The sequence below is a fragment of the Yinghuangia sp. YIM S10712 genome, assembly GCF_051388935.1.
GTDB lineage: Bacteria > Actinomycetota > Actinomycetes > Streptomycetales > Streptomycetaceae > Yinghuangia.
Map to the genome: position 1 here is coordinate 263,316 of NZ_JBPKBI010000006.1, position 18,556 is coordinate 281,871.

At 70.8% G+C, this 18,556-nt stretch carries 17 protein-coding genes; 6 read left to right on the forward strand and 11 right to left on the reverse strand.

Annotated features, from left to right (window positions below; genetic code table 11):
- Positions 1–46 precede the first annotated feature (46 nt).
- A complete protein-coding gene (locus ACRX5W_RS16215) occupies positions 47–1,513 on the reverse strand; it encodes an MFS transporter (RefSeq protein WP_436788840.1) in 1,467 nt (488 codons plus the stop codon).
- A 185-nt stretch (positions 1,514–1,698) separates the two neighbouring features.
- Here ACRX5W_RS16215 and ACRX5W_RS16220 point away from each other — a divergent pair, with 185 nt between their 5' ends.
- Positions 1,699–2,652, forward strand: a complete 954-nt coding sequence (locus ACRX5W_RS16220) for a helix-turn-helix transcriptional regulator (RefSeq protein ID WP_436788841.1) — start codon at positions 1,699–1,701, stop codon at positions 2,650–2,652.
- Between the two features lie 27 nt (positions 2,653–2,679).
- On the opposite strand, the gene ACRX5W_RS16225 is transcribed toward ACRX5W_RS16220, so the two are convergent.
- Positions 2,680–3,027, reverse strand: a complete 348-nt coding sequence (locus tag ACRX5W_RS16225; protein ID WP_436788842.1) for a hypothetical protein — start codon at positions 3,025–3,027, stop codon at positions 2,680–2,682.
- Positions 3,028–3,138: 111 nt separating this feature from the next.
- Here ACRX5W_RS16225 and ACRX5W_RS16230 point away from each other — a divergent pair, with 111 nt between their 5' ends.
- Positions 3,139–3,429, forward strand: a complete 291-nt coding sequence (locus tag ACRX5W_RS16230; protein ID WP_436788843.1) for a YiaA/YiaB family inner membrane protein — start codon at positions 3,139–3,141, stop codon at positions 3,427–3,429.
- Between the two features lie 85 nt (positions 3,430–3,514).
- Here ACRX5W_RS16230 and ACRX5W_RS16235 read toward each other — a convergent pair whose 3' ends face one another.
- From ACRX5W_RS16235 to ACRX5W_RS16245, 3 genes are read right to left on the reverse strand one after another with little or no spacing between them, the layout of a single operon-like run.
- A complete protein-coding gene (locus ACRX5W_RS16235; protein ID WP_436788844.1) occupies positions 3,515–3,715 on the reverse strand; it encodes a ferredoxin in 201 nt (66 codons plus the stop codon).
- Between the two features lie 44 nt (positions 3,716–3,759).
- On the reverse strand, positions 3,760–4,689 hold the full coding sequence (locus tag ACRX5W_RS16240; RefSeq protein WP_436788845.1) for a pyridoxamine 5'-phosphate oxidase family protein: 930 nt from the start codon (positions 4,687–4,689) through the stop codon (positions 3,760–3,762).
- A 15-nt stretch (positions 4,690–4,704) separates the two neighbouring features.
- Positions 4,705–5,160, reverse strand: a complete 456-nt coding sequence (locus ACRX5W_RS16245; RefSeq protein WP_436788846.1) for a VOC family protein — start codon at positions 5,158–5,160, stop codon at positions 4,705–4,707.
- A 182-nt stretch (positions 5,161–5,342) separates the two neighbouring features.
- Here ACRX5W_RS16245 and ACRX5W_RS16250 point away from each other — a divergent pair, with 182 nt between their 5' ends.
- Positions 5,343–5,918: a CGNR zinc finger domain-containing protein gene (locus tag ACRX5W_RS16250; RefSeq protein WP_436788847.1), complete on the forward strand. Its 576-nt coding sequence runs from the start codon at positions 5,343–5,345 to the stop codon at positions 5,916–5,918.
- A gap of 172 nt (positions 5,919–6,090) precedes the next feature.
- On the opposite strand, the gene ACRX5W_RS16255 is transcribed toward ACRX5W_RS16250, so the two are convergent.
- The 3 genes from ACRX5W_RS16255 to ACRX5W_RS16265 all read right to left on the reverse strand — a co-directional run bounded on the left by ACRX5W_RS16255 (position 6,091) and on the right by ACRX5W_RS16265 (position 9,908).
- The gene (locus ACRX5W_RS16255) at positions 6,091–7,623 is read right to left on the reverse strand and encodes an acyl-CoA synthetase (protein WP_436788848.1); all 1,533 of its coding nucleotides are present in this window, start codon (positions 7,621–7,623) and stop codon (positions 6,091–6,093) included.
- A gap of 423 nt (positions 7,624–8,046) precedes the next feature.
- The gene (locus tag ACRX5W_RS16260) at positions 8,047–9,159 is read right to left on the reverse strand and encodes a hypothetical protein (RefSeq protein WP_436788849.1); all 1,113 of its coding nucleotides are present in this window, start codon (positions 9,157–9,159) and stop codon (positions 8,047–8,049) included.
- A gap of 62 nt (positions 9,160–9,221) precedes the next feature.
- A complete protein-coding gene (locus ACRX5W_RS16265) occupies positions 9,222–9,908 on the reverse strand; it encodes a nucleoside/nucleotide kinase family protein (protein ID WP_436788850.1) in 687 nt (228 codons plus the stop codon).
- 391 nt (positions 9,909–10,299) lie between these two features.
- Between ACRX5W_RS16265 and ACRX5W_RS16270 the strand changes: the two genes are divergently transcribed.
- The gene (locus tag ACRX5W_RS16270; RefSeq protein WP_436788851.1) at positions 10,300–10,926 is read left to right on the forward strand and encodes an HD domain-containing protein; all 627 of its coding nucleotides are present in this window, start codon (positions 10,300–10,302) and stop codon (positions 10,924–10,926) included.
- Positions 10,927–10,978: 52 nt separating this feature from the next.
- On the opposite strand, the gene ACRX5W_RS16275 is transcribed toward ACRX5W_RS16270, so the two are convergent.
- Positions 10,979–12,376, reverse strand: a complete 1,398-nt coding sequence (locus tag ACRX5W_RS16275) for an aldehyde dehydrogenase family protein (RefSeq protein WP_436788921.1) — start codon at positions 12,374–12,376, stop codon at positions 10,979–10,981.
- Between the two features lie 389 nt (positions 12,377–12,765).
- On the opposite strand from ACRX5W_RS16275, the gene ACRX5W_RS16280 reads away from it, so the two are divergent.
- The gene (locus ACRX5W_RS16280; RefSeq protein ID WP_436788852.1) at positions 12,766–13,956 is read left to right on the forward strand and encodes a thiolase family protein; all 1,191 of its coding nucleotides are present in this window, start codon (positions 12,766–12,768) and stop codon (positions 13,954–13,956) included.
- An 85-nt stretch (positions 13,957–14,041) separates the two neighbouring features.
- Here ACRX5W_RS16280 and ACRX5W_RS16285 read toward each other — a convergent pair whose 3' ends face one another.
- Both ACRX5W_RS16285 and ACRX5W_RS16290 read right to left on the reverse strand, forming a co-directional pair.
- Entirely contained in the window at positions 14,042–14,695 is a 654-nt protein-coding gene (locus ACRX5W_RS16285; RefSeq protein ID WP_436788853.1) for a TetR/AcrR family transcriptional regulator, read from the reverse strand.
- Positions 14,696–14,807: 112 nt separating this feature from the next.
- Entirely contained in the window at positions 14,808–17,660 is a 2,853-nt protein-coding gene (locus tag ACRX5W_RS16290) for an AAA family ATPase (protein ID WP_436788854.1), read from the reverse strand.
- 166 nt (positions 17,661–17,826) lie between these two features.
- Here ACRX5W_RS16290 and ACRX5W_RS16295 point away from each other — a divergent pair, with 166 nt between their 5' ends.
- Positions 17,827–18,207, forward strand: a complete 381-nt coding sequence (locus tag ACRX5W_RS16295) for a nuclear transport factor 2 family protein (protein WP_436788855.1) — start codon at positions 17,827–17,829, stop codon at positions 18,205–18,207.
- Positions 18,208–18,556: the final 349 nt, after the last annotated feature.

The window sequence follows — 18,556 nt, forward strand, 5'->3', positions numbered from 1 at the left end:
CCCCGCGTTTTCGTCCTGCCGTTCGTGTTCTGCCGCGGCGACGGGGTCACGTGCGGGCGATCGTGCGGTGCAGGCGTGCACACACCACGGCGGTCAGCAGCGCGAGACCGCACAGGACCGCGGTGACGGCGACCGTGCCGTCGCGCCAGCCGTCCGAGCTCGGGTGGTCGCCGACGACGCCGAACAGGATCGAACCCATGATCGAGGCTCCGGCGGCCAGCCCGACCTGGAGCGCGGTCGTCAGGACACCCCCGGCCAGACCCGCCCGGTCGACCGGCAGCGCGGCGAGCGTCATACCCATCAGCGGGACGAGCACCAGCCCCCAGCCGATGCCGAGCACGAGCAGCGGCACCACGATGACACCGAACGGCAGCGACGCCCCGGCCGCCGCCGCGACCGCGCCCAGCGACGCCACACCGGCCGCGAAGATCACCGCGCCGACCGCCGGAACCGCGCTCCCGAACCGGGCCACCAGACGGGCCGAGAACAGCGCCATGCCCAAGAACCCGCCCGCGGCCACCGCCATCGCCAGGCCCGACCGGATCGGCGAGTAGCCGTGCCCGACCTGGAGCACGATCGCGAGAGAGAACATGAACCCGCCGACGGCGACGGGGAACACCAGCATCGTCCCGAGCGCCAGCCGCGCGGTCGGCAGCCGGATGAGGGACGGCGGCAGCAGCGGAGTCCCGCCCGCACGTTCCATACGCGACTGCGAGACCGCGAACCCGATCGCGGCAGGCGCCACCGCGGCCAGGCACACCCATGTCCACACCGGCCAGTCCTGCGCGCGGCCGAGCGTGAGCGGCACCAGCAGCAGGGCGATCGTCGCGGCCAGCGCGACGGCGCCGCGCACGTCGATCGACGAGGCGACCGGTGCGCGCGTCTCGGGGACGATCCGCGTCGCCAGCACCAGCGCGATGATGCCGATCGGCACGTTGACCAGGAAGATCGGCCGCCAGCCGAGCCCGAAGAGGTCGGCGGACAGCAGCGCGCCGCCCAGAATCTGGCCGATCGCCCCCGCCGAACCGACCACGAGACCGAAGATGCCGACCGCCTTCTGCCGGTCCGCGCCCTCGAGGCCGGACTGGATCGCGGCCAGGACCTGCGGGAACAGCATGGCCGCGGTGAGGCCTTGGAGCACCCGGAAGGCGATCAGCGTGGCGACGTTCGGCGCGAGACCGCACGCGGCGGACATCACGGTGAACGAGGCCAGCCCGATCAGGAACAGTTTGCGGCGTCCGTAGCGGTCGCCGAGCCGCCCGCCCATGACCAGGGTGCACGCGTACGCGACGCCGTAGCCGGAGACGGTGAGTTCGAGCTGCCCTTCACTCGCGGACAGGTCCGCGCCCAGGTCGGCGAGCGCGACGTTGACGATGAACGCGTCCAGGACGGGCAGGAACGCGCCGAGCAGGAGTACAGGGAGGGCCCGCCACCAGCGGGCCGTGTCGCGGCCTCCGGATGCCGGGGTGGGAGGTGCCGCCGGTCCGGCGGCGGTGACTGTGGGGTTTGCCATGGCCATCAGCATCGGCCGACCGTGACACCGGTACAGAGTGCCTGCTGATGCCGGTATTGGCAGAACCTGGCTACGGTGGGCGGGGCGGGGGAGGATGGACGCGAGGATCCCGCACCCTGGCCGGCCCCGCCAGGCGAGGCACGGACGCGGGAACAAGCACGGAAGCACGGCACGGAGGAAGCGGTATGACGAGCGAACCCGACCTCGGCGCGGCCCTCCTCGACGCCGCGCCCGTCGCGCGGGTCCGGCTCTCGCGCGCCCAGACAGCCGAACGACGCCGCGCGTTGGGAGAGTTCATCCGTTCACGCCGGGAACGCACCACCCCGGAGATGGTCGGCCTGCCGCCCGGGTCGCGCCGCCGCACACCGGGGCTGCGCCGCGAGGAAGTCGCGCTGCTCGCCGGGATCGGCATCACCTGGTACACGTGGCTCGAACAAGGCCGCTCGGTGAACGCCTCGGCGCAGGTGCTGCTGTCCGTCGTCCGCGTGCTCGGCATGAACGACACGGAGCGTGCGCACGTGTTCACGCTCGCGAACCTTCCCGACCCCGAACACCCGGTCGCCGCACCGGAGATCGGGCCGGCGGTACGCGTGGTGCTCGACCGGTTGAATCCGATCCCGGCCGTCGTCGTCGGGCCGCGCTGGCAGTTCCTCGCCGGCAACCGCGCGCACCACGCGCTGATCGGCGACTACATGAGCCTGCCGCCGTCCGACCGCAACCTGCCGTGGATGTACTTCACCGACCCCGAGTGGCGCCGCATGGCGGAGGACTGGCCGTCCACCGCGAAGACCATGGTGGCCAAGCTGCGTTCGGCGTCGGCCGCCGACGCCGGGGACCCGGAGTGGGAGTCGCTGATCGGCCGGGTGCGCGCGGTGTCACCGGAGTTCCGCGAGCTGTGGCAAACCCAGGATGTCGCCCGGCTCGGCGGGCAGCTGAAGGTCCTTCGACACGCCCAGGTCGGCGTCCTCAACGTCGAGGTGATCCATCTGACCATGGCCGATGCGGGCAGCCCCCGCATCACGGTCTACACGCCGCGCGACGACGAAACGCGCGAGCGCATGGAACGCCTCATGACCATCGAGCCGCGTGTGCTGCCGCGCGGCGACGAGGCCGAGATCCTCACCTCGGACAGCGCGTAGCCGCACGGTGACCGACCCCGGCGGGTGTCACCTGCGGTGCCCGCACAACGTGCACTTCCACTTGTACGTCAGGTAGTCCTCACGCTTCATGCTGTGCGGACCGTTGTTGTTCTTGGGGCACTTGCTGTCATCGGACACCCGCCGGGCCTCCGTGGGCAGCACACCCCGGCCCTCGCAGCCGAGGCACAGCGTCCAGACGTTGTCGGCGCCCTGCCTCTTTCCGCCGACTCCGCCGCAGCCGGGGCAGTTGTTCACCGAGTCGGGGCGAACCCGCCAAGTGTGGCCGCAGACGTGGCACTTGAAGGTGCCGTACTGGTTGGGCCGGACAAGCTGGGCCGCGCACTGGGGACACGTGTCGACGGGGGTCACACTCAAGGTCGCTCCCAGTTGGACGGGCCCGTACCCGAGGTACGTCGTACGACGGACCAGAATAACCTGAGTAGACGTACTCAGGCATTCCGGTTGACGCGGCGTCACGATGCTTGCATGACAACGCCTTTGAAGCCCAACAACACCGCGATGTTCCACATGCAGGCCTGGATCTCCTTCGTCGTCGCCATGACGGCCATGGGAATCGGCATCGCCTACCTGCCGGTTTCCGCGTGGATCCGCGCGTTCTTCGCCCTCGGTGCGTTGTTCCTGGTCACGTCGTCGTTCACGCTCGCCAAGGTGATCCGCGACCGGCAGGAGACCGAGAGCATGGTCAGCCGCGTCGACCAGGCGCGCCTGGAGAAACTGCTCGCCGACCACGACCTCTTCCGTCCCGAATCGGTGTGAAGGTCGGGGCGCGTGCCGACGACGTTCCACAAAGCCGTGGCCTGGCTGCCGAGCCATTGCCCAAGCCGGCCCCTCTCGCCACGTGTCACGTGAGGGTGTTGCCGGGTGACAGGGCGATGGCTCGTGCCGGGCAGGCGGCAGCCGCGCTGACGACGCGGTCGCGCAGGGCATCGTCGACCGCCGGCTCGTGATAAAGCTGTTCGTCGTCGAAGGAGAAGACCTCGGGCGCGGCGAAGACACATTGCCCGTGGCTCTCGCAGAGGTTCATGTCCACGGTGATCCGCATGATGACTCCATCCGTTGGTCTCGGGTGCTTTCCCGGCGCGGGTGTCATCCCACCGGTGGGTTGAAGCGTGAGAAGGCGGGACCGCTCCAGCGCAGGTCACAGGCCGCGGTGATCTCCCGGACGGCCGCGACCGTGAACTCGACGAGCCTTTGGGCGCCGGGCACTTGCGCTGTCTCGTCGGTGTCCCAGACCGTCCGGGCCGTCCCGGTGAGGTGCAGTGCGGTGCCCGTGTCCCAGTCCGGGACGAGGATCCCGGCGGCGGGATTCTGCACGAGGTTGCCGAGGGTGAGGAACATGGCGTTGCCGGTGTAGTCGGGCCAGCGCAGCAAGGTGGGGGACAGGACCCGAACGAAACCCGGGTTGCCGCCCCGGTGTGAGGCATCCGCGTCGCCGTCGCCGGAGGCGGTGGCGATGAAGAAGGTGTCCGCCGCACCGATCGCGCGCTGCTGGTCCGGGTTGAGCTCGGTGTCCTCGGTGACCACCCGCGGCCCGCTGCCCTTCGGCCGATCCTCCGGGACGACGCGCTCCCGTTTCTGTATGTACTTGGGGCAGTTGGCGATCACTTGGTCGACTGCGACCCGCAGTTGCCTTCGTTCCCGGACGACCCGGCCGTTGATCCGCATCCGGCGACGGGTGGCCGGTTCGATGGCGATCATTCCGACCCTGGCCGGCAGCCCTCCGGGACCGGTGTCGGTGAGGAGCTCGTGGAGGGGGTCGTCGGTTTCCGGCAGCGCCTCGATGACGAGGGTGCGGGGGTCGGGCACCCCGAGAAACCCCGGCTGCCCGACCAGTTGCGTGGCCCACATCCGGTCGCGGGCGTCCGCGCCTCCCAGCACGATCATGGGCTGTTCGGCGAGAAACGCCGCCGCGACATCGGGGATGCTGTCGTGAATGCCGCCGAGGGAGAACGCCGCCTGCCGCAGCAGGCCGGCCTGTCTCTGAACGGCGCTCTCACCACTGTGGTAGCCGGCCATGACCTTCCTTTTCTTTTAGAAGAAGCCGCAGGTGGGCGCACCGGCGACCGGGGCGTCGGACGGGTCGGCCCCGGTGGGCGCGTAGATCTCCAGGCGTGTGCCGTCCGGATCCGCGAAGAAGATGCCGCCCGAGGTGCCGTTCTCGCCGTGCGGGACCACGCCGTCGTAGGTGAATCGGGCGCCCAGATCGCGAAGGACCGCTTCCGTGGCGCGAACCTCCTCGACCGTGTCGACCTGGAACGAGAGGTGGTGCAGGCCGGGCCGGTCTGCCGCGAAGACGCCCTGGCTCTGCTGCCACAGGGCGACGAGCAGCCGGGAGTCTCGGCCGAGGAAGGCCCAGCGTCGTTCCTCCTCCTTGCCTTCGGCGAGGACCTCGAAGTCGAAGACCGCTCGGTAGAAAGCCAATGAGCGATCGAGGTCGGTGACATTGAGCCCAACGTGCCCGGTCTGGAGGTTCTTGGCCTTGCTCATCTTCATCCCATGCCTTCGGAGGTGGTCGCGAGCCGATCTCTTAACCGTTGAAGATGACGTTAATGGTTAGTCAAGAGGATCGTCAACCGCCGACGCGTGCTTGGCCGGTTAGACTGGGGCCGACCGGTCCGGCCACGCTCCGCTCCGCGTCCGAATCCGCTCCCAGTCGAAAGGGCCCGTACGTGTCGACGGCCACCGAGTCCGACCCCCGGCCGCTCATCGGCGAGCCGCTCGCGCTCGATCTGCTGAACACCCGGTGGATCGACGCCGCGGGGCGCCACGATCTGTTGGAGACCGTGGACGGGCTCGCCGTATGGCTGGGCAGCCCGGATGTGCGCGCTGTCGTCGGCGCCGATTCCGGGCTCGCCGACCGCGACACCCTCACCCATCTGCTCCGGGCACGTACCGCGCTCGATGCTCTCGTGGCAAATGTGGGCGATCCGGGTGCCGACGACGTTCAGGCTCTCAATGACGTGTTGGCACACGGTCGCCTGCGGCGGGAACTGGACGCGGGCGGGCAGCCGCGTTCGGTCGTGGAGGTCGACTCGCCGTCCTGGTTGCCTGCCTGGCACGCGGCCGAGAACTGGCTGTGGCTGATGAGCAGTCGCCCAGAGCGGGTCCGTTCGTGCGCGAACGACGCGTGTGTTCTGCACTTCTTCGACGTGTCCAAGAACGGCACCCGCCGATGGTGTTCGATGGCCGGCTGCGGCAACCGGGCCAAGGCCCAGCGGTACTACAACCGCCACCACCAGCCCTGATGCCCCCGACCGGGGCGGCGACCGGGTGTACGGAGGTCACCCGGGCACGCGTGTCCGTCCCGTTGCCGGCCGACGCGGACTGGTCGTACGCGGCATCGTCGGTTGTATGACGGCACCCGTCGAGGGGCCCGACGACCCCGGCGACGCGGACATCGACCGGCGTGACGCCCTGTCAGGCCTCGTAATTGGCTTTCACAAGCCGCTTGACCAGTTTCCCGGTCGGGGTGCGCGGCAACTGGGCGACGAAGTCGACGCTGCGCGGCGCCTTGTAGTGCGCGATCCGTGACCGGACGAAGTCGATGAGCTCCCTTTCGAGTTCGGGACCCGCCGCGACGCCGGGGGCGGGCTGCACGACCGCCTTGACCTGTTCGCCGAGATCGTCGTCGGGCACGCCGATGACCGCGACGTCGTTGACCTTGGGGTGCAGGGCCAGCGCGTTCTCGACCTCCTGCGGATAGATGTTGACCCCGCCCGAGATGATCATGAACGCCTTGCGGTCGGTGAGATGCAGGTAGCCGTCCGCGTCGAGGTAGCCGACATCGCCGGTCGTGGTCCATGCCGGGTGGTCCGGATGCTGCGCCTCGCGGGTCCGCTCGGGATCGCGGTGGTAGGCGAACGGCGGTTCGTCGCGCTCGAAGTAGATCGTGCCGATGCTGTCCGTCGGGAGCTCGGAGCCGTCGTCGCCGCACACGCGGATCACGCCGAGCACGGCGCGGCCGACCGAACCCGGCTTGGCGAGCCACTGGGCAGTGTCGATCATCGTCGTGCCGTTGGCCTCGGTCGCCGAGTAGTACTCGTACAGGATCGGGCCCCACCAGTCGATCATCGCGCGCTTGACGTCGACGGGGCAGGGGGCGGCGCCGTGGATGGCGACGCGCAGCGAGGACAGGTCGTACCGCGTGCGCACCTCGGGCGGTAGCTTCAGGGCGCGGACGAACATCGTGGGCACCCACTGGGTGTGTGTGACGCGGTGTCGTTCGATCGCGGCGAGTGCCGCCTCGGCGTCGAAGCGCTCCATGACCACCGCGGTTCCCCCGGTGCGGTGCACGAGGCTGAGGAAGCGCAGCGGCGCGGCGTGGTAGAAGGGCGCGGGGGAGAGGTAGACGGTGTCGGGGCCGAAGTCGTACGGCTCGGCGAAGACGTTGACGATCTGCTCGCCGGGTTCGTCGACGCTGCGGTCGGCCAGGGCTCGGCGAACACCCTTGGGGCGCCCGGTGGTTCCGGACGAGTAGAGCATGTCCGCGCCGTTGGGCTGGTGCTCCGGGGCGGTGACGGGGAACCGCTTGACGGCCTCGGCGTAGTCGCCGTGCCCGGCCACCGGCCCGTTGAACGCGAGCCGTGTCTCGACGTCCGGAGTCAGCGCGACGACGCTTTCGGCCAGCGGCCCGACGGCAGCCGAGGCGAGCACGACGCGTGCCCCGCAGTCGTTCACGATGTACGCGACCTCGTCGCGCGACAGGTGGTTGTTCACCGCGGTGATGTAGAGCCCCGACCGCAGCGCGGCCCAGTACACCTCGAAACAGTGGACGTCGTTGTCGGACAACAGTGCGATCGCGTCGCCTCGGCGCAGCCCGGCGTCGTGCAGCAGGTGGGCCAGCCGGGCGGAGTTCTCGTCCAGTTCGCGGTAGGTACGGGTGGCGCCCGAGCCGGCCATGATGACGGCGGGCTTGTCGGGCGTCGTACGGGCGTACGTTCCGGGGTACATCGGACTCCTCGCCTCCCGCGGACAAGACCATGCGAATACGGCCATGCGCACCGTACTGGGGGGTGCGCCGGAGGGCCAGACGGGGGCGGGGAGGCTGTGACCGACCACCGGGATCCCGCGTGATCCCGGAGCCGGTCGGTCATTCGCCACGTGCGCGGGATGCACCCGGGGCCAGGCTCAGGGGCCGTCGAACCGCCGGATCTGTCGGACCGGCTTGGGTTGCTGGTGCGGATCCACGGATCCGCCAGGCTCCGGGCCCAGGACCCGCCGGATCCGTCCGGGCCGGCGCGCCCGTCGGATCCGCCCGGGTTGCCCGGTCCGGAGCCGCGGAAGGCCGATGCGCTCCTCGTTATCGAACGCACGCCACACCCTCGTCGGACCGGGCTTCCGCACACGTTGGCCGACGTGCCCGGCCCGCAGGCCTCAGCGCTCGACGAAGACCAAGGACAGCGGGTCGACCTCCATCGTGACGGTGTTGCCGGACTGCTTGAGCAGCGTGTGGAGTGAGCGTGTGCGCTTCGCGTCGGCGACGTGGACGCGGTCGTTGCGGTCGGGGTCGGCGCGCAACCAGGCCGGCAACTTGGTTCGTGCGGCGCTCGCACGGGAGTTCGTGTCACCGATCCGGTTCTGGTTCTCGCTGCCGTTCGCGGATTGGGCCTCGCGCTTGGTCTCGTCCTTGGTCTCGCGGAGCCAGTCGGTGACGCGGCGGAAGATCTTGGGGAAGATCAAGTCCCCACCGGGACCGACGGATTGGTGGTCGACGACGCTGAAGCGTGCTGTTGCGTCGGCGGCGTACACGCCCAGTTTCGCCCCGCGTGCCTGCGACGCCGCCGCGATGACGGCGGCGCGCAGGTCGGGGGCGGTCGACGTGTAGAGCAGCGGGTACACGTCGCCCGACGCGAGGAGTTGCAGGTTGGCGCTGGGGGCGAGTCGGGCGGCGTCGACGTCGATGCGCTTGCCGTCGTGGGCGCGCAGTTCGTCGGCCGCGTTGCCGGTGAACAGGTAGGCGACGGGCCGGCCGTGTGCTTCGGCCATGCGGGCGACGATGACCGCGGGGATCGTCGCCGGTGTTGCCGCCGTGACGGTCATGTGGTTTGCGGCGTAGGCGACTTCGGTGAAGCCGAGGAGGCGGAGGAACACGTCGCGGGAGCGGTCGGCGAAGGGCTGGCCGTGTCCGGCGTAGTGGAGTTCCGGTGCGTCGATGCCGTCCAACCGCAGTTGCACGCTGCCGTCGGTGCCGGGTTCGATACGGTCGCCGTTCGCCAACTCACGCAGGATGTCGGGGCTTTGAGGTCGGAACCGGACGGAGTCACCGTCGGGCTGCTTGCCGACCACGAGGGCGTGCCCGGAGACGACGAGGTAGGAGGTCGGTGGGGGGTCGGCGGGCCGGGCGGGTGAGGGGATCCGTGCGGTGCGTGTCGTGGGGGCCGGTGGTGCTGTGGGGTTGGGGATTCGGACGCGTTCCGGTGCGGCGGAGGTGCCGGTCGGTGCGGGACCGCCGGGCGTGGACGGCTGGGGGGCGCCTGCGGTAGTCATATCGACACAGTGACATCGCACGGCGACGGCTGGAGCGATCCAACCAAAACTTTGCCAATCGCTCAGTCCCCGGTCCCGCTCGCCAGGTTGGGTGCCACCACGATCCTGTCGCAGCGTTCGCGGGATGCCTTGACCCTGGTGCCGTTGGGGCGGTCGCTACGGGCAACCCACGTCCGCGCGGTGAAGTCGTCCGCCCCGCCCGCTTTTTGACGGGCGATCAGTCGGAGCTCGCGGACGTCGTCGGGGGCGTCCACGTACCACAGCGCGTCGATGAAGCGCCGAGCCTCGCGCCAGCCCGGGGCGTCGGCGGCGAGGTAGTTGCCTTCGGTCACGATCAGTTGGGCGGACGGCGGTACGACGTGGCGTGCGGCGACAGGTTCGTGCAGGGTCCGGTCGTAATCCGGAACGAAAACGTCATGGTCTGTCTCGACAGCGAGTCGGTGCAGCAGCGCGGCGTAACCCCACACGTCGAAGGTGTCGGGGGCGCCTTTGCGGTCGAGCCTTCCGATGCGCAGGAGTTGCGCGTTGGACAGGTGGAAGCCGTCGAGCGGGACGTACGCCGCCGCGCCGTCGCCGAGGCGTTCGCGGACGGCTCGGACGAGGTGGCGGGCCAGGGTCGACTTGCCGGCGGCGGGCGGGCCCGCCAGGCCGAGCACGACGCGGGCGCCCGTGCCCGCGTGGTCCTCGGCGGGCAGCAGCCGGACGGCATCGGCCGCGAGGGCTTCGAGGGTGTCAGTCGCGTTCGCCACGCCTTGAGCTTGCCAGTCCGCTGGGGCGGGGTGGCGTGCGGTGGCCTGTTGTGTTCGGTTGGCTGGCTTGTTGCTCTGGTTCGTTGCGGTTTGGCGAACGGTTGATCGTCTTCCTCTGATCGAATCTGATCGATATCAGGCCCATGCTCAGCTCGCCGCAACGACGAAACAAACGGCCGCCAGCGGCGTCAGTCGCAAAAGCGCACGCCGGAGCGCGTATACGGCATGTGACGGAGAGCACTTTTGACGGCGAACGAGATCGGTCGGCGAGCGACCAAACCGGTGGTAAGCGGTCATTAGTGGTCACGGGTCGACGGGGGCTTGGGCGCTGTTCACCGCACGGTGAGAGCCACGTCACGGAGCGGACGCCAAGGTGACGTACCGTTAGCTGATGGCGTCAGACGTGTTGCGCCGGGCGTTGGTGGACACCAGGGACCCGGACCCTCGCCCACTTCCCGACAGGGTGGTCGACCTGCTGTGCCGGGTCGACGCCCCGCCCCGCCTTGCGGCCCATCTGAGACTCGTGCACGACGTCGCGTGGCGGATCGCCGGATGGGTCGAACGCGATTATCCGGACGTCGAGTTCGACCGCGAAGAGATGCTTTTCGGGGCGGCGACGCACGACATCGGCAAGGCCGTGCACCCGAACGAACTCTGCGGCCCGGGCCACGCGCACGAGCTCGCCGGCTACGAACTCCTCTACGACAACGGCGTGGAGGCACGTTTCGCGCGCTTCACGTGTACGCACGGCACATGGTCCGAACCCGGGCTGGCCCTTGAAGACCTCCTGGTCTGTCTCGCCGACAAGATCTGGAAGGGCGCCCGGGCCGACCGGCTCGACGACCTGATCGTCGGCCGGCTCGTGGCGGGCGGCACCCGGGGCCGGGAGCGCTGGGCGGTGTTCGCCGCCCTCGACGACCTGCTGACCGACCTCGCCGCCGACGCCGACCTCCGCCTGGAGTTCCAGGCCCGGCACCCGGTCCACACGGCTCCGCACGGGGCGCGCAGGGGAGCATGAAAGCCCTTTCGTAGCGGGATCGTTCGCGCTTCGTCGGTCTCGCGTACGGGAATCAGCGGGCGCGGTGGATCACCTGGAGCTCGGTGAACCCGTACAGCCCCCACGGGCCGTTCTCGACCCCGAGGCCGCTCCACTTCGCGCCGCCGAACGGCTGCGCGGGGGCGAGTGCGAGGTGCGTGTTGACCCAGGCCGTGCCGACGTCGAGGCGGGCCGCGACGTCACAGGCGCGGCCGGGGTCGGCGGACCACACGGATCCGCCGAGTCCGAAGTGCCCGGCGTTGACGCGCTCGACGGCGTCGTCCAGGTCGGTGTACGACAGGACCGGCAGCGCCGGGCCGAACTGCTCCTCGGCGACGACGCGCGTGTTCTCGTCCACTCCGGTGAGGATCGTCGGAGCGTAGAAGTACCCGCACCCGTCGCCGAGTTCGAGCGGGTGTCCGCCGGCGGCGGCGGTCGCGCCGTGGGCGAGGGCGTCGGTGACGAGGTCGCTGACGCGCTCGAACTGCGGACGGTTGTTGACCGGGCCGAGTCGGACGCCGTCGGCGGTGCCGTCGCCGACGCGTACGCTCGCGGCCCGCTCGGCGAGTGCGTCGACCAGGTCGTCGTGCAGCGGACGGGGCACATACACACGCTTGACCGCGGAGCACACCTGGCCGTTGTTGGCGAAGGCTCCCCAGAAGAGCTTGTCGGCGATCGCCGGGATGTCGGCGTCGTCGAGGACGATCGCGGCGTCGTTGCCGCCGAGTTCGAGGGTCAGGCGCTTGAGGTCGGGGGCCGCCGCCGCGGCGACGCGCTTCCCGGTCTCGACCGACCCGGTGAAGCTGATCTTGCGGGCCAGCGGGTGCGCGGTCATCCACGCGCCGAGGCGGTCGCCGCCGCTGACGGTGTTGACCACGCCGGGCGGCAGGACGTCGCGCAGGATCGCGCCGACGAGCAGGGTCGACAGGGGGGTGTAAGGCGACGGCTTGAGCACGACGGTGTTGCCCGCGCGCAGCGCCGGGGCGAGCTTCCAAAAGGCAAGTGTGAGCGGGTAGTTCCACGGCGTGATGGCGGCGACGGGCCCGATCGGGCGGCGTACGACCTCGGCGAAGCCGCGTTTGTCGTCGCGGATGACCTCGCGGGGGATGTCGAGGTCGGCGTAGTAGGTGAGCCACGCGGCGACGCTGCGGACCTCTCCGGCGGCCTCGGCGAGCGGCTTGCCCTGTTCGGTGGTGAGGAGGAGGGCGATGTCGTCGGTGCGGGCGGTGAGGGCCTTGGCGGCGGCGCGCAGCATGTCGCGCCGGGCGCCCTCGTCGCGGCGCCACGTCGCGAACGCCCGTGCCGCGGACGCGAAGGCGGCGTCGAGCTGCTCCGCGGAGCAGTCCGGGGCCTGGGCGAAGACCGCTCCGGTGGCCGGGTTGACGACGTCGAGCGTGGCGGCGGCGGTGTGCGCGGTGCCGTCGATGGTCATGGTCGCGTCGAGGGCGAGGCTGCCGGCCGGGCCGGTCGCGCCGGGGGCGCTTGGTGCCTGGGTCATGGTGGGCTCCGGTCGCTGAGGTACGTGGCGTGGCTTGGTGTGGGGTTGGTGGTGCGGTGCGTGGTGCGGCTCGTGTGACCTTCGCCGTCCGAAAGCGGGAAGTCCAGAGGGACAAACAGTGGCAGACGCTATGTTTGTGGTGTGATCCTCGCCGACTTGTGGGTTGAATTTTCGGCTTGTGCGTCGGTCCGGCGCCTTGACACGTGTCGTCGCGCGCCGGATAGGGTGACATTAGCGATCGTTCATTAACTCGTCGTCGGACCGCCCGGCCGGAGTCGGCGTGTAGCGGTCCGGCAGCGTCGCGCGACGGGAGACTCCGCTTCATGACCACCGCAGTGATCGTCGACGCCGTACGCAGCGCCTCCGGCAAGGGCAAGCCCGGTGGCGCGCTGTCCGGCACCCATCCCGTGGCGTTGCTCGGGGATGTCCTGCGCCAACTCGCCGCCCGCAACGACCTCGACCCCGCGCTGGTCGACGACGTCATCACCGGTTGTGTGTCGCAGGGCGGCGACCAGTCCCTCAACATCGCGCGAAACGCCGTGCTGGCGGCGGGTTTTCCCGAGTCCGTGCCGGGCACCACGGTCGACCGCCAGTGCGGATCCAGCCAGCAGGCCGCGCACTTCGCGGCCCAGGGGGTCATCGCGGGGGCGTACGACATCGTCATCGCGGCCGGCGTGGAGTCGATGAGCCGAGTGCCGATGGGGTCCACAACCCAGGGCAGCGACCCGTACGCGCCCTTGACCGCGCGGTATCCGGAGGGCTTGATCCTTCAGGGTTACTCCGCCGAACTCATCGCCGCACGCTGGAAGTTCGACCGTGAGGCGCTGGACGCGTTCTCGGCACGCTCGCACCGGCTCGCGGCCCAGGCGGCGGCGTCCGGTGCGTTCGACAGGGAGATCGTGCCGATCAACGTCGTCGGCACGGACGACACCAACGTCGAGTTCCGCGTCGACGAGACTGTGCGCGCGTCCACGACACCCGAGGGCCTGGCCGGGCTCAAGCCGGCGTTCGAGGACGCGGCGATGGGCGCGCGCTACCCCGAGATCAACTGGAGTATCACACCCGGGAATTCGTCGCCGCTCACGGACGGCGCCTCGGCGGTGCTGATCATGAGCGAGGAGAAGGCCAACGCGCTCGGCCTCACACCGCGCGCCCGGTTCCACGCCTTCGCGGTCACCGGCGACGACCCCGTGATCATGCTGACCGGCGTCATCCCGGCTACCCACAAGGTGCTGGAGCGTGCCGGGCTGACGATCGACGACATCGACGCGTTCGAGGTCAACGAGGCCTTCGCGTCGGTGCCGCTGGCGTGGGCCAAGGACACCGGTGCCGACCTGGACAAGACCAACATCCGCGGCGGCGCGATCGCCCTGGGGCATCCGCTCGGCGCCTCGGGAGGCAGGCTGACCTCGACGCTGCTCGGCGTCCTGGAGTCCACCGGCGGACGTTGGGGCCTGCAGACCATGTGCGAGGGCGGCGGCATGGCCAACGCCATGGTCATCGAACGGCTCTGACGCAGGTTCGGCTTCCGAGGCGGGCGATGCGGCGTACGCGTCGTCCGCCTCGGCGGCGTTGCGGGGCTGCGAACGCGGCGAATTCTCAGTCGGCGGCGGGTGGTTGCGGCGCGGAGCGGTAGCCGACGCAGGCGAGGGCGATCACGACGTACCGGTCCGCGATCTGCTGGGGCGTCAGGGGGCCTTCCCGGCGGTACCAGTTGGCGACGGCCTGAGACATCGTCAGGACCGCGCGGGCCGCGTCGACCGGGTAGGGCGCGGTGAACTCGCCCATCTCGACGGCCTCTCGGACGCTCGTTTGCACCAGCGCCTCCAACTCGTCGCGCATCGCGATGTATTGCGCGCGGTTCTCCGGCTCCAGACTGCGCATCTCGGTGTCGAGGAACGCCAGCGGCGCGCGGTTGGCCATGTACAGAACGATGCATTCCACCAGGGCGGAGAACCGGTCGACGGGGTGGTCCCCGGCGTCCGCGACCGCGGTGCGGCACCGGCCCAGAGCCGCCCTCATCGAACCGAGCAGCAGCTCGACGAGGAGCGCCTGTTTGTTCTGGTAGTGGTAATACAGCGCCGGCACGGTGACGCCGACCCGCCGGGCGATGTCACGCACGGTGGTTCCGTGGTAGCCGTGTTCGTCGAAGGCGTCGAGCGAGGCGGCCAGGATCGGCGGCAGCTTTATCGGTGCGTACGCACGCCAGTCGGTGTGCCCGTCGGGCTGAAGATCCGTCACCGGCTCGGCCATGGCACGCCTTTCGCATTTCTGTCACCCGCGCGGCGGGCCTGGTGCGGGGAGTCTAGCGAGCGCTCGTTACGTCCCGGCGGGCAGCGTTGCGGAGTTGCCGACCGCGGCTCGGTCACGCGCCCAAGAGGTCGGGAATCCCGGCGAGTTCGTTGCGGGACACGATGCCGAGCTTCGGATACGCCTTGTACAGGTGGTGTCCGACCGTGCGCGGGCTCAGGAACAACTGGGCGGCGATGTCGCGGTTGGACAGACCCTGCGCGGCGAGCCGGGTGATCTGGAGCTCCTGCGGCGTCAGTACCGCCGCGGCCCCGGTGGGGGAGGCGGTCGCCGGCCGTGCCGTCCCGGTTCCGGTCGCGTCGAGCTCGGAACGGGCCCGTTCCGCCCACGGTTTCGCCCCCAACCGCGTGAACTCCTCCCAGGCGTACCGCAGATGCTCCCGTGCGTCGGTCTTGCGCCGGCCGCGGCGCAGCCATTCGCCGTACAGCAGAGCGGTGCGGGCACGTTCCATCGGACGGCGCTCCGGGTCGTGCAGCGTGAGGGAACGCGTCCACAGGTCTTCGACGTTGTCGGGTGAAACAGCTTTGCTGTCGGCGCTGTTGCCGCTGCCTCCGGCCGCGAGCAGCGCGCGGCAGCGCAGCACCACCGCGTCCGCCCAAGGGCGCCGGACCCATTCCGCCCAGGCCTGGAACCTCGCGAACTGCTCGGCGACGCGCTCGGGTTCGCCGACGCGTACGGCCGCCTCAACCAAGTCGGGCGTGCTGCGGCTCGCGCAGATGTGGTGGCGCAGCGGTTCGCGGGTCAGTTGCTCCAGGCGGGCGAGTGCCGTGCCGGCACGGCCGAGGCCCAGGTCGAGCAGGCCGAGAGCCCAGTAGGTCCAGGGTGTTCCGGGGGCCATGGCGCCGCCGGCACTGCTGCCGAGCGCCGCGTCCGCCGCCTCGCGGCACGCCGCCTCCTCGCCTTCGACGGCGCGCAGGAGGGCGACGACGCTGTGGAACTGGCTGACCCATTGCTGCTGTCCGGTGTCCCGGGCGAACGCGAGGGCTTCGGTCGCGGTGGCGAGCGCGTCCGCGTACCGGTTGTCGAACACCTCCGCTTCCGCTTTGTAGAACAGCAGCGTGGGCAGGCGTCCGATGCCTCCCTGGCGGCGGCTGTCGGCGGCCAGTTCGGTGGCGAGGTCGTGGGCGTCGGTGTCATGCCCCTGCGTCAGGGCGATGCCGCACAGGAGTTGCAGCACGCGCGCGTCGACGCCGCCGGCCGCCCGTACCGCGGCCACTACTTCGGCGAGCCGCGGAGGATCGGCGCGGGCTTCGCTGCCGGTGCCGGGGCGTGTGGGGAACCGGCGCGGTCCTCGGTACAGGCAGTCGACGAGGTAGTGCGAAACCGGCGTGACCGGGTCCTGGTCGGACAGGTCAAGGGAGGCGAACCGGGCCAGGGTGGCATCGAGTTCGTGTTCACCGACGTACCAGGCCGCGTGTGTGGCCTCGACGAGGAGCCGCGCCGCGTGGCCGGGCGAGTGGGGCGCGACTTCGTCCGCGCCACCGACCAGCGTCTTGTGCGAGCTCGGGAACGCGCCCTGCCAGAAGTCGGCGAGGCCGTGGACCAGCGCCAGCGTCGCGCGTACCTCCGGATCACCCGCGCCCGATGCGCTGCGAATCGCCAACTCCCGCGCCTGGTCGAGATCTCCGGCCTCGGACGCCCACTGCGCGGCGAGTGCGAGGCGGCGTACGCGTTCGGACCGGTCGGTCGTCAGGCGGGCGGCGAATTCGTACGCGCGGGCCGCCGCCGCATAGCCGCCGCGTTCCCGGGCCCGGTCCGCGGTGCGTTCGAGTGCGTCCGCCGCCTGGTCGTCCGGGCCGGAGGCCGCCGCGGCGAGCTGCCACGCCCGGCGGTCGGCCTGGTCGGGGGAGTCGAGGGCGTCGGCGAGCGCCCGATGCGCGGCCAGGCGCCGGTCCAGCGGGGCGCGCTGGTGGACGGCGGCCCGGATCAGCGGGTGCCGGAAGACCGGTGCCGCCGCCCCGTGTGCGTCGGAATCGGTGGCATCGGGTGCGTTGAGGCGCACGAGACCGGCGGCGTGCGCCGGTTCGAGATCCGGCGCGGCAGCACCGAGTCGTGCTCCGGCGCGCAACACGACGCCGAGATCCCCCGAATCGTCGAGCGCGGCGAGCAACAGCAGTGTCTGGGTGGCCTCCGGCAGGCGGCTGACCTGGCCGTGGAAGGCGAGTTGCAGGCGGCTGGTCAACGGCAGCGCACCCGGGCGGAACACCGTCGAACCACCGTTCTCGGCGAGCGCGACGGGCAGTTCCAGCAGCGCAAGCGGGTTGCCGCGCGCCTCCGCGAGCACCCGGAACCGCGCGGACGGTGCGAGGTTCGGGGCGTGCGCGTCGAGCAGGGCCCCGGCCTCTGTCGGCGGCAGCCCGGCCAGACGCAGCTCGGTCAAGCCCGGGGCGGGAAAAGCCCCTTCGTCGTCGCGCGCGCCGAAGAGCATCACGATGCCCTCGGCATGCAGGCGCCGGGCCGCGAACACCAAGGCATCGGACGAGACACGGTCGAGCCACTGCGCGTCGTCGACGACACACAGGAGCGGCCCGTCGCCCGCGTACTCCGACAGCAGCGACAGCACGGCCAGGCCGACGAACATCGGCTCCGGCGCAGCGCCGGACGCCAACCCGAGCGCGGCGTCGAGCGCGCGGCGCTGCGGTTCGGGGAGCGCGCCGATGTGCGCGAGCGCGGGGCGCAGGAGGAGGCTCAGCCCGGCGTACGGCAGCTCGGCCTCGAACTCCGCGCTCGCGGCGCGCACGACAGGCACCCCCTGCGCCGCCGCGCCGGCCACCGCGTGGTCGAGGAGTTCGGTCTTCCCGATGCCGGGCTCCCCGCGTACGACGAGGACCCCGCTGATGCCGCCTTCGCGTGCGTCGGCGAGCAGGGACTCGACGGCGGACCGTTCCGCGGCTCTTCCGTGCAGCATGACCGGAACGTTACCCAGGCCCCCCGGCGACGGATTGCCCCGCCCACCGCTCGGCCGTCAGTACCTATGCACGACCGATTCCCTTTCCCCTGAACCCCCGTAGCTTTCTGACCAGCGGAAACGACCGCAACCCAGCACCTGGGACACCCGACAGGGGAGAGCCGCCATGACCACAACCACCCTCGACTACGCCGCCGCCGTCGAGCGCTACCTCGCCGTGTGGAACGAGCCCGCCGCGGACGCCCGGCGGTCCCTCGCCGAGGCGGCCTTCACCGAGGACGCCACCTACACCGACCCTCTTGCCGCGGTCACCGGCCGCGACGCGATCGACATGGTCGTCGGAGCCGTGCGCGGCGAGTTCCCCGGGCTCGTCTTCACCCTCGCCGGCGCCCTCGACGGCCACCACGACCTGGTCCGCTTCACCTGGCACCTCGGCCCGGCAGGCGGCGAGCCCCTGGCCATCGGCTTCGACGTCGCGGTACTGGCCGATGACGGCCGGATCCGCGCGGTCCACGGATTCCTCGACAAGGTTCCGTCCGGGCACTGACGACGGGGCCTGCCGGTCCGGCGGAGGAAGCGAAACCACCGGCCGTGCGGGACGGGACGGCCGAGCCCGCCGGTCCCGCCGGTCCCGCGGGGGAAGCGAACGACAGAACGTCCGGGAGGGGACGACTTCCGGTCCGGCGGACGGAGCGCATCGCAGGTCGCGCCTGCGATGTGGCGGTCGAATCCACTGGTCGCGGCAGCGGGAGCGCATCTCAGGCCGAGTCCGGCGCGTGACGCTCCGTCCGGCGTCCGGCGCCCGACAGCGGGAGCTGGGGGTGGAACCGAGAGTTGCGGCGAGAGGCGAAGCGAGCGACACCACTGCGCGTCGGAGGCGGGCCCGCGCCCGCCTG

Coding starts and splice junctions, on each gene's coding strand:
- ACRX5W_RS16215 (WP_436788840.1), bottom strand. CDS start 1,513: ATGGCAAACCCCACAGTCACCGCCGCCGGACCGGCGGCACCTCCCACC.
- ACRX5W_RS16220 (WP_436788841.1), top strand. CDS start 1,699: ATGACGAGCGAACCCGACCTCGGCGCGGCCCTCCTCGACGCCGCGCCC.
- ACRX5W_RS16230 (WP_436788843.1), top strand. CDS start 3,139: ATGACAACGCCTTTGAAGCCCAACAACACCGCGATGTTCCACATGCAG.
- ACRX5W_RS16235 (WP_436788844.1), bottom strand. CDS start 3,715: ATGCGGATCACCGTGGACATGAACCTCTGCGAGAGCCACGGGCAATGT.
- ACRX5W_RS16240 (WP_436788845.1), bottom strand. CDS start 4,689: ATGGCCGGCTACCACAGTGGTGAGAGCGCCGTTCAGAGACAGGCCGGC.
- ACRX5W_RS16245 (WP_436788846.1), bottom strand. CDS start 5,160: ATGAGCAAGGCCAAGAACCTCCAGACCGGGCACGTTGGGCTCAATGTC.
- ACRX5W_RS16255 (WP_436788848.1), bottom strand. CDS start 7,623: ATGTACCCCGGAACGTACGCCCGTACGACGCCCGACAAGCCCGCCGTC.
- ACRX5W_RS16260 (WP_436788849.1), bottom strand. CDS start 9,159: ATGACTACCGCAGGCGCCCCCCAGCCGTCCACGCCCGGCGGTCCCGCA.
- ACRX5W_RS16270 (WP_436788851.1), top strand. CDS start 10,300: ATGGCGTCAGACGTGTTGCGCCGGGCGTTGGTGGACACCAGGGACCCG.
- ACRX5W_RS16275 (WP_436788921.1), bottom strand. CDS start 12,376: ATGACCATCGACGGCACCGCGCACACCGCCGCCGCCACGCTCGACGTC.
- ACRX5W_RS16280 (WP_436788852.1), top strand. CDS start 12,766: ATGACCACCGCAGTGATCGTCGACGCCGTACGCAGCGCCTCCGGCAAG.
- ACRX5W_RS16285 (WP_436788853.1), bottom strand. CDS start 14,695: ATGGCCGAGCCGGTGACGGATCTTCAGCCCGACGGGCACACCGACTGG.
- ACRX5W_RS16290 (WP_436788854.1), bottom strand. CDS start 17,660: ATGCTGCACGGAAGAGCCGCGGAACGGTCCGCCGTCGAGTCCCTGCTC.
- ACRX5W_RS16295 (WP_436788855.1), top strand. CDS start 17,827: ATGACCACAACCACCCTCGACTACGCCGCCGCCGTCGAGCGCTACCTC.